We start from the raw sequence: 8,536 nt of genomic DNA, 5'->3' as shown, positions 1-8,536 counted from the left end.
GATGTAACGGGGCTCAAGCCACGAGCCGAAGCTCAGGATGCATAGCGATATGCGTGGTAGCGGAGCGTTCTGTGATATAGAACGCTGTCTGTTCTGCCTTCGGGCAGCGCAGACAATGTTCTTTCTGTGAAGCCGGGCTGTAAGGCATCCGGTGGAGAGATCAGAAGCGAGAATGTTGACATGAGTAGCGACAAACAGGGTGAGAGACCCTGTCGCCGAAAGTCCAAGGGTTCCTGCTTAAAGCTAATCTGAGCAGGGTAAGCCGGCCCCTAAGGCGAGGCCGAAAGGCGTAGTCGATGGGAACCAGGTTAATATTCCTGGGCCAGGAGGAAGTGACGGATCTCGAGGGTAGTTCGTTCTTATCGGATTGAACGGGCTGCTTAGAGGTTCCTGGAAATAGCCCTCCATGAGACCGTACCCTAAACCGACACAGGTGGACTGGTAGAGAATACCAAGGCGCTTGAGAGAACCACATCAAAGGAACTCGGCAAAATACCTCCGTAAGTTCGCGAGAAGGAGGCCCCACGTGCACGCAAGTGTGTGTGGGGGGCACAAACCAGGGGGTGGCGACTGTTTACTTAAAACATAGGGCTCTGCGAAGCCGTAAGGCGACGTATAGGGTCTGACGCCTGCCCGGTGCTGGAAGGTTAAAAGGAGGGGTGCAAGCTCCGAATTGAAGCCCCAGTAAACGGCGGCCGTAACTATAACGGTCCTAAGGTAGCGAAATTCCTTGTCGGGTAAGTTCCGACCTGCACGAATGGCGTAACGATCTCCCCGCTGTCTCTGATGTGGACTCAGCGAAATTGAACTGTGTGTCAAGATGCACACTTCCCGCGGTTAGACGGAAAGACCCCATGAACCTTTACTATAGCTTCGCACTGGCATCAGGATTGTGATGTGCAGGATAGGTGGTAGGCATCGAAGCGGGGACGCCAGTTCCCGTGGAGCCATCCTTGAGATACCACCCTTCGCACTCTTGATGTCTAACCGCGGTCCGTTATCCGGATCCGGGACCCTGCGTGGTGGGTAGTTTGACTGGGGCGGTCGCCTCCCAAATTGTAACGGAGGCGCGCGAAGGTTGGCTCAGACCGGTCGGAAATCGGTCGTTGAGTGCAATGGCAGAAGCCAGCCTGACTGCAAGACTGACAAGTCGAGCAGAGACGAAAGTCGGCCATAGTGATCCGGTGGTCCCAAGTGGGAGGGCCATCGCTCAACGGATAAAAGGTACTCTGGGGATAACAGGCTGATGATGCCCAAGAGTCCATATCGACGGCATCGTTTGGCACCTCGATGTCGGCTCATCTCATCCTGGGGCTGGAGCAGGTCCCAAGGGTATGGCTGTTCGCCATTTAAAGAGGTACGTGAGCTGGGTTTAGAACGTCGTGAGACAGTTCGGTCCCTATCTGCCGTGGGTGTAGGAGACTTGAGAAGAGTTGCCCCTAGTACGAGAGGACCGGGGTGAACGAACCACTGGTGGACCAGTTATCGTGCCAACGGTAGTGCTGGGTAGCTATGTTCGGACAGGATAACCGCTGAAGGCATCTAAGCGGGAAGCCCCCTTCAAAACAAGGTCTCCCTTGAGGGCCGTGGAAGACCACCACGTCGATAGGCCAGAGATGTAAGTGCGGTAACGCATTCAGTTGACTGGTACTAATTGCCCGATAGGCTTGATTTGATCCAGAAAAAGCAGGATCAAAAGCAAACACCGACTTGAACAAGCGACATGAAAAACCATGTCCCTGATGTTGTGAAACCTCCCTGGCTCCCGCCAGGGAATGGGTTCTTCTCCGGTTTGGTGGTCATAGCACGAGCAAAACACCCGATCCCATCCCGAACTCGGCCGTTAAGTGCCGTCGCGCCAATGGTACTGCGTCTTAAGACGTGGGAGAGTAGGTCACCGCCAAACCTGAAAAGAACCCAATCTCTCAGAACAAACCCTCACAAGATCAAAAAACAGCGCCGCACAAAAATAATCGCAGCGCAAACGTCGCGGGATGGAGCAGCCCGGTAGCTCGTCAGGCTCATAACCTGAAGGTCGCAGGTTCAAATCCTGCTCCCGCAACCAAATTCCGCGAAATCCGCACCAGATACGGCGTCGAGCTCACTCGGCGCCGATTTGCGTAGCATCTGCGCCAAATCTCCCTCGATCTCGAGACGATGCGCCCCTGAGAACTGGACAGTTTGAAGCTGGAGTTTTCGGCTAACATTCTCTGGCTGGGAGAGAAACTGAAGACGATGAAGGTGTCGAGGTTTACGGAAGCGCAGAGGGCATCCATCCTGAAGCAGGGCTAGGAAGGCACGCCGGTGGCGGAGATCTGCCGCAAGGCAGGGATCACCAATCGTCCTGCTTCAACTGGAGTAAGGAGGATCATTGAACAGTCCAGTGGACTGTTCAATCGACGAACGCGGTATGGAGGGTTGCTGCCTGATGATATGCGCCGGCTGAAGGCGCTGGAGGACGGGAACAGCCGGCTGAAGAAGATCGTGGCTGACCTGACCTTGGACTGGAAGATGTTGCAGGACGTTATCCGCCGAAAGCTCGTTCGCCAGCCGGCTTGAACCGGTGGCGCCTGCTGGCTCACCCTGCCCGCTCACGGGAACTGGTCGATGGGATGTTGGTGGGCTGGGGTGTGTCGATCCGCCGGGCATGTGGGGCCCTGCGCTTCGACCCATCGGGCTACCACTACAAATCCCGCCGAACCGGGCAGGCCGCTTTGGAACTAAGGATCAGGAAGTTTGCCAAACGCGGGTGCGCTACGGATACCGGCGTGTCCACGTGTTGCTGCGACAGGAAGGATGGCAGGTGAACATCAAGAAGACCCGACGGATTTACAACGAGTTGGGTCTGCAGCTCAGGAACAAGCATCCGAAGCGGCGGGTCAAGGCAGATGCGCGATGATCGCGCCGAGGTCGTTGGGCCGATGATGCCTGGGCCATGGATGTTGTCCATGACCGGCTGGCCCTGGGCAGCAAGCTGCGGATCCTGACCATCGTCGACACGCATTCCCGTCTTTGTCCGGCCGCGGACCCCCGCTTCACGTATCGCAGCGAAGATGTCGTGCGGACTTCAGAACAGGTCTGCGCCCAGATTGGCCACCCAAAGACGATCAGGGTGGACAATGGCAGTGAGTTCATCGCGTGACCTCGATCTGTGGGCTTGCGTCAACAACGTAACCCCGGACTTCTCACGTCACGGCAAGCCGACAGACAGCGGCTTCATCGAAGCGTTCAACAGCAAGCTCCGGTCTGCATGCGTGAACGCGCACTGGTTCATGAGCCTTGCGGATGCGCGGGAAAAGCTGGGGTTGGCGTCGACACTACAACGAGGACGATCCCACAGCGCGATCGGATACAATGTTCCGACCCCCCTGCAGTATTCCGGCGACGCAGCCAGCCCGTCGCCATGACCAAGCCGGAAAACTCCAGCATCCGGCAGCCTAGGATTGGGGAGCAGCGGAAAAACCGACAGCCTCTCGACATAAACGCGGGACTAAAAATGGGGGCAGGGCACGGGGAAGGCGTCGTTCGCTCCGCCGAAGCTGCTGTCAGATGAGGCGCAGATGCTGACGGACGCGACGTTGCCCATCGACGGCGGCGTCCTCGCGGTCGGAGAGCCTACCGTGCGCCCCATGTGTCCGACAGGCGATAGCCTTCGGGCCACGGGTCCGTTGGGTCCAGCATGTGCTGGTGCGTTCCCGTAATCCACGCGCGTCCCGAAATCTCGGGCAGAATTGCGGGGCGGCCACCGACTGTAGTTTCGCCCAGAATACGGCCCGTGAAGGTCGATCCGATCAGCGAGACGGCCGTCAGGCTGTCCATCAGGCCCATCTTTCCCCGCGCGTGAAGCACCGCCATCCGCGCTGACAATGCTGTTCCGGTGGGCGAGCGGTCAACCTTTCCCGGCTGGATCGCGACGGCGGCAGTGGTTCGCAGACCATGCTCCGTTTGCTCCACTTCCCCAGCAAACAGGCAGAAGGAGAAGTGTCGCCAGTCGGGGTTTTCCGGATGATGAAAGCGCAGGCTCGCGTTGGCCGCGTTAGTAATCCGCACGCCCAGCGTCGCGATGGCGTGGGCGTTGTTGGCCGTAAGCTCGATCCCCAATGCCGCCGCATCGACGATCACGAAGCTGTCGCCGCCATAGGCCGTGTCGACGGTCAGCGTGCCCAGCCCCTCCACATCCAGCCTCGTATCCAGCGTTGCGGCGAAACTGGGCAGGTTCTGCACGAAGATCCGCTCTGCCTTGCCGTTCCGGCACTCGGCGCGCACCCTGACCAGCCCGCCGGGGGCTTCCAGCACGATTTCCGTCACCGGTTCCTGCATGGGCAGGATGCCGCTATCCAGAAGCACCGTTGCCACGCAGATGGAGTTGGAGCCGGACATGGGCGGCGTGTCCTCCGGCTCCATGATGATGAAGGCGGCGTCGGCGGCGGGGTTCTTTGGCGGAACCAGCAGGTTGACGTGGCGGAAGACGCCGCCGCGCGGTTCGTTCAGCACGAAGTTGCGCAGGGTCTGATCCTTGGCGATCCAGCGGCTTTGCTCCCACAAGGTGGCGCCGGGGGGCGGGGCCACCCCGCCGACGATGACATCGCCCACTTCTCCCTCGGCGTGGGAGGAGATAACGTGGATGGTCTTGCGGCTGCGCATCTTGGATCCTTATCAAAGCCAGAGGGGAAGATGGTCCGGTGCCCGCCCGGACACTGCCGCGGCCACGCAATCGGCCAGACTGCCGAAGCGCACAGCGCGGCCGGAGAGACCCGGGGCGTAATGGGCGTACTTGCCGGAATTCGTCATCAGCGTGCGGGTCGAAGGTGGAAACACCGGCTCTGAAATAGAGCACCAGCAGAGGTCCGGCACGATCTGGGCGCCAAACGCCTCCAATATCGCAAGGGTGCCGTCCGCCTTTGCCGCTGCGATAGTGTCATGGCCGCAGGTGATGATGGTGGGCACCCGCATCTTTTGCCCGCCGACCACCCCCGACAGCGCCCGACATTCGGCCAGCGAAAAGTGCGGGCTGCCCAAGGCCACAAGGTCAATCTCAGCGGGTCCGGAGTTGAATTGGCGCCACGCGGCGGCCAAATCGGCGCGGGTGATGGTGGCGGTGTCGGCCTCCGGATCGATCTGGTCCGCCTCGGGCGTGAGACCCTCGATGTGCAGCATGGGCGCGGCGGATGTGGTTCCGAAGGCCGCACACAGCGCCTTCAGCGCGTCGGCATCGGGCCTGACCGTGATGCCCGTCAGCAGCGGAATGCGATCCGGCGCACGCAAGCCCGCCACATAGCCGATCAGGGGCCAGACCGCGTCGTCTGCGCCCGACGGCAGGTCTACCTTCAGGATGCGGCGCGCGATCCGTTCTTCGGACAAATACACGCCAGACAAGGGGGCACGGCCGGTCAGGGCGATCATCAGGTCCAGAAAGTCCGGATGCTTCACCGTTCGCGCCCCAAGGACCGAGTTTGCGTAGATGACGGCGTTGGATTCGGCCCAGGCCACCGCCTCCCCCTGCGCGGGCGCGGTTGGAAGCTGATAAGGGGCGCAAGTGAAGCTTGGCCGCGCACCCATCCGGACATAGGCATCGGCCAAGCGACTGGCGGGGCCGCCGAACTGCGGCGGCACGCCCTGAGCCTGCCAGTTCTGCCGATCAACCGAAATCGCGTTCATCGTGGTCGGCACGCAAACCTGCGCCCTCATCTCTGCCATCGTTTCGGCGAACAGCAGGTTGGCGGGGCTGGCATAGATGCAGCCGTCGATATGGACCTGCGTCACGTCGATCAGCGCGGTCGCACCCTGCTGGGCCGCCATGGTGCAGATCACCTCCATCGCCAGCTTCTGGGCGGGTGAGCCTTGCAGCATAGCATGATCCTGCGCCGTCAGTTGCATTGCGGAAATGGGCAGCGGCGAAAGAGCAAAGCGCCGCCCTCCCGCCTGAAGATGCGTGTCGGTGATGGTGGCATGGGTGGCGCGGGACAGGGCGTCGAACTCTGCCTCGTCCAGCCGCAAGACAGGAAGGGCACGGCCGAACATTCGGCCGGCAATCAGCGCGCCCAGGGTCAGGATGTCCTCGGGCCCCCGAAAGACAAGTGCGGCCGGTCCACGCCCCGTCAGCGCCAGATCCAGCAGAACCCCGCTTCCGGTGCAGGAGCCGCGGCTGGTCGGCATCATCAGGATCGCGCCGGTCAGGCATTGCCCCGCCAGTGGGTGATGCGCATCGATCACGATGCCCGTGGCCGGATCGACACCGCCCCAGAAGCTCAGTCCCTCGGCCGTGTGGACCACGGGCCCTTCGGCCTGACCGGCGACGACGATCCGGGCAGTCATTTGACCACGAAGCCGTGCGCAAAGGGATCGCGATCATCGATGAAGATAGTGTTGTAGCCTGTCATCCGCGCCCATCCGGCGATGGAGGGGATGATGGCCGGTTTGCCCGCAACCGTTGTTTCCGCTTCCACACGGCCCTTGAACAGGCTGCCGATGATGGATTCATGCACGAATTCATCGCCCGCCTTCAGCTTGCCCTTGGCCGCAAGCTGCGCCATCCGGGCCGAGGTTCCCGTGCCGCAGGGTGACCGGTCGATGGCCTTTTCGCCATAAAAAACGGCGTTGCGGGCATGGGCACCTTCAACGGTCGGCGCGCCGGTCCACTGGATATGGGACAGGCCACGGATCTCCGGATGCTCGGGGTGGATAAACTCGTATTTCGCGTTCAGCGCGGCACGCAGCTTGGGCGACCAGCCGATCAGCTCGCCCGCCGTGTGGTCGGCCATGTCGCGGAAGACCTTCTGCGGCTCCACGATGGCATAGAAGTTGCCGCCATAGGCCACGTCGACCACGACTTCGCCCAGTCCCTCGACCTCGGCCGTCAGCCCTTCGGCGTGCAGGAATCCGGGAACGTTCGTCAGGCGAACCTCCTCCACGAAGCGGCCTTCCTGGCGATAGGTGATGTCCACCTTGCCCGCCGGCGCGTCGATGGACAACTGGCCGGGCACCCGGGGCGTGATCAGGCCGTTTTCGATCGCCATGGTGATCGTGCCGATGGTGCCGTGCCCGCACATGGGAAGGCAGCCCGACGTTTCGATGAACAGCACGGCGACATCGCAATCGGGCCGCGTCGGCGGATAAAGGATGGAGCCCGACATCATGTCATGGCCCCGCGGCTCGAACATCAGGCCGGTGCGGATCCAGTCGAACTCTCGCAGGAAGTGGGCGCGCTTTTCCAGCATGTTCGCGCCGGTCAGCAGCGGCCCGCCGCCCGAGACGAGCCGGACGGGATTGCCGCAGGTGTGCCCGTCGATGCATGAAAACGTGTGCGAGGCCATGTCAGAACCTTTGGGGAGAGAAGGGTGTAAGATCGATGGCGGGGGTGGACCCCGTCACAAGGTCGGCCACCAGACGTGCGGTGCCGGCCGATTGGGTCAGCCCCAGATGGCCATGACCGAAGGCGTGGATGACCCGCGGCGTCGCGCGGGAACGGCCGATTGCGGGAAGGCTGTCGGGCAGCGACGGGCGGAAGCCCATCCATTGCGTGCCGCCTTCCGTCTTCAGCCCCGGCAGGAACGCTGCGGCCTTGTCCAGCATCGCCTTCGACCGCTGGAAGTTCGGCGGGCGTGAAAGCCCCCCAAGCTCCACCGCGCCGCCGACCCGGATGCCGGTGGACAGGTTGGTGACCACGAAGCCATGGCCCCCGAACGTCACCTGCATCCGCAGATCGAACGCCCCGGGCGGAAGGGTAGTGTTGTAACCCCGCTCAGTCTCCAAGGGGATGGTGTCACCCACATGCGCGGCCAGCCGGTGCGAGAAAGCGCCCGCCGCGATGATCACATGATCAGTCCGCCGTCCCTCCACCTCCACCCCGCCGTCAAGAGGACGCAGGGTGGACACGTTGAGACGTTCGATCGTGCCGCCCCCTGCGCGGAACCGTTCCGCCAGCGCCAGGACATACAGCTTCGGATCGTCGATGGAATACCAGCAGGGCGTGAAGGTGCCGTGGGTGAAGCGGGGGGACAGGCCGGGCTGAAGCTCCGCCATCTCATCTGCGGTCATGTGGCGGAAGTCGATGCCATGCGCTTCGCGGGCGTCCCAGCCGGGTTTGGAATCGTCGAATTCTCGCTGGGATTCGTAAACTTGCAGGTTGCCGTTGCGGCGCAGCATGTTCACGGTGCCGGAGGCGGAAAGGAACGGCTCCAGCTCTGCCTTGGACAGGTCCATCAACGCCGTCTGCGCCGAGGTGGAGGCGGCGACTTGGGTGGGGGAGCAGGCGCGCCAGAAGCGGTACATCCACGGGGCGATCTTCAACGCATAGGCCGGTGGGACCGTCAGGGGGCCCAGCGGATCCAGCATCCACTTCGGCGCCTTCTTCAACAGGCCGGGCGACGCGAGGGGCAGGATGTCGGTGAAGGCGAAGGCCCCGGCGTTCCCGGCCGAGGCGCCCGCCGCCGGACCCTCACGGTCCAGAACCGTGACGTTGAAGCCACGCGCCTGAAGCGCCAAAGCCGAGGACAGGCCGACAACGCCGGCCCCGATGACGATGATGTTCGACATG

At 62.2% G+C, this 8,536-nt stretch carries 4 protein-coding genes, 1 tRNA gene, 2 rRNA genes and 1 pseudogene (1 of these 8 cut by a window edge); 4 read left to right on the top strand and 4 right to left on the bottom strand.

From position 1 onward, the window contains the following. From JX25_RS06985 to JX25_RS06970, 4 genes and pseudogenes are all read left to right on the top strand, one after another. A 23S ribosomal RNA gene (locus JX25_RS06985) occupies positions 1-1,675 on the top strand; it begins 1,151 nt to the left of the window's first position. A 116-nt stretch (positions 1,676-1,791) separates the two neighbouring features. Then, positions 1,792-1,906, top strand: a 5S ribosomal RNA gene (gene rrf / locus JX25_RS06980). An 82-nt stretch (positions 1,907-1,988) separates the two neighbouring features. After that, positions 1,989-2,065, top strand: a tRNA-Met gene (locus JX25_RS06975). 170 nt (positions 2,066-2,235) lie between these two features. Next, positions 2,236-3,407, top strand: a pseudogene (locus JX25_RS06970) (IS3 family transposase). 208 nt (positions 3,408-3,615) lie between these two features. Here the strand turns inward: JX25_RS06970 and JX25_RS06965 are convergent. From JX25_RS06965 to JX25_RS06950, 4 genes are read right to left on the bottom strand one after another with little or no spacing between them, the layout of a single operon-like run. After that, positions 3,616-4,644 (bottom strand): trans-3-hydroxy-L-proline dehydratase, encoded by a 1,029-nt coding sequence (locus JX25_RS06965; RefSeq protein WP_128254323.1) that lies wholly within the window; start codon positions 4,642-4,644, stop codon positions 3,616-3,618. 12 nt (positions 4,645-4,656) lie between these two features. Continuing rightward, positions 4,657-6,315, bottom strand: coding sequence for a cis-3-hydroxy-L-proline dehydratase (gene lhpI / locus JX25_RS06960; RefSeq protein ID WP_128254322.1), 1,659 nt, complete (start codon positions 6,313-6,315; stop codon positions 4,657-4,659). After that, on the bottom strand, positions 6,312-7,313 hold the full coding sequence (locus JX25_RS06955) for a 4-hydroxyproline epimerase (protein ID WP_128254321.1): 1,002 nt from the start codon (positions 7,311-7,313) through the stop codon (positions 6,312-6,314). The genes lhpI and JX25_RS06955 overlap by 4 nt, the downstream gene beginning before the upstream one ends. A 1-nt stretch (position 7,314) precedes the next feature. Beyond that, positions 7,315-8,535, bottom strand: coding sequence for an NAD(P)/FAD-dependent oxidoreductase (locus tag JX25_RS06950; protein WP_164876081.1), 1,221 nt, complete (start codon positions 8,533-8,535; stop codon positions 7,315-7,317). Position 8,536 lies beyond the last annotated feature (1 nt).

The sequence above is a fragment of the Falsirhodobacter deserti genome, assembly GCF_004015795.1.
GTDB lineage: Bacteria > Pseudomonadota > Alphaproteobacteria > Rhodobacterales > Rhodobacteraceae > Falsirhodobacter > Falsirhodobacter deserti.
The sequence above is the reverse complement of the archived record's forward strand: the minus strand, read 5'-3'. Positions and strand labels throughout refer to the sequence as shown.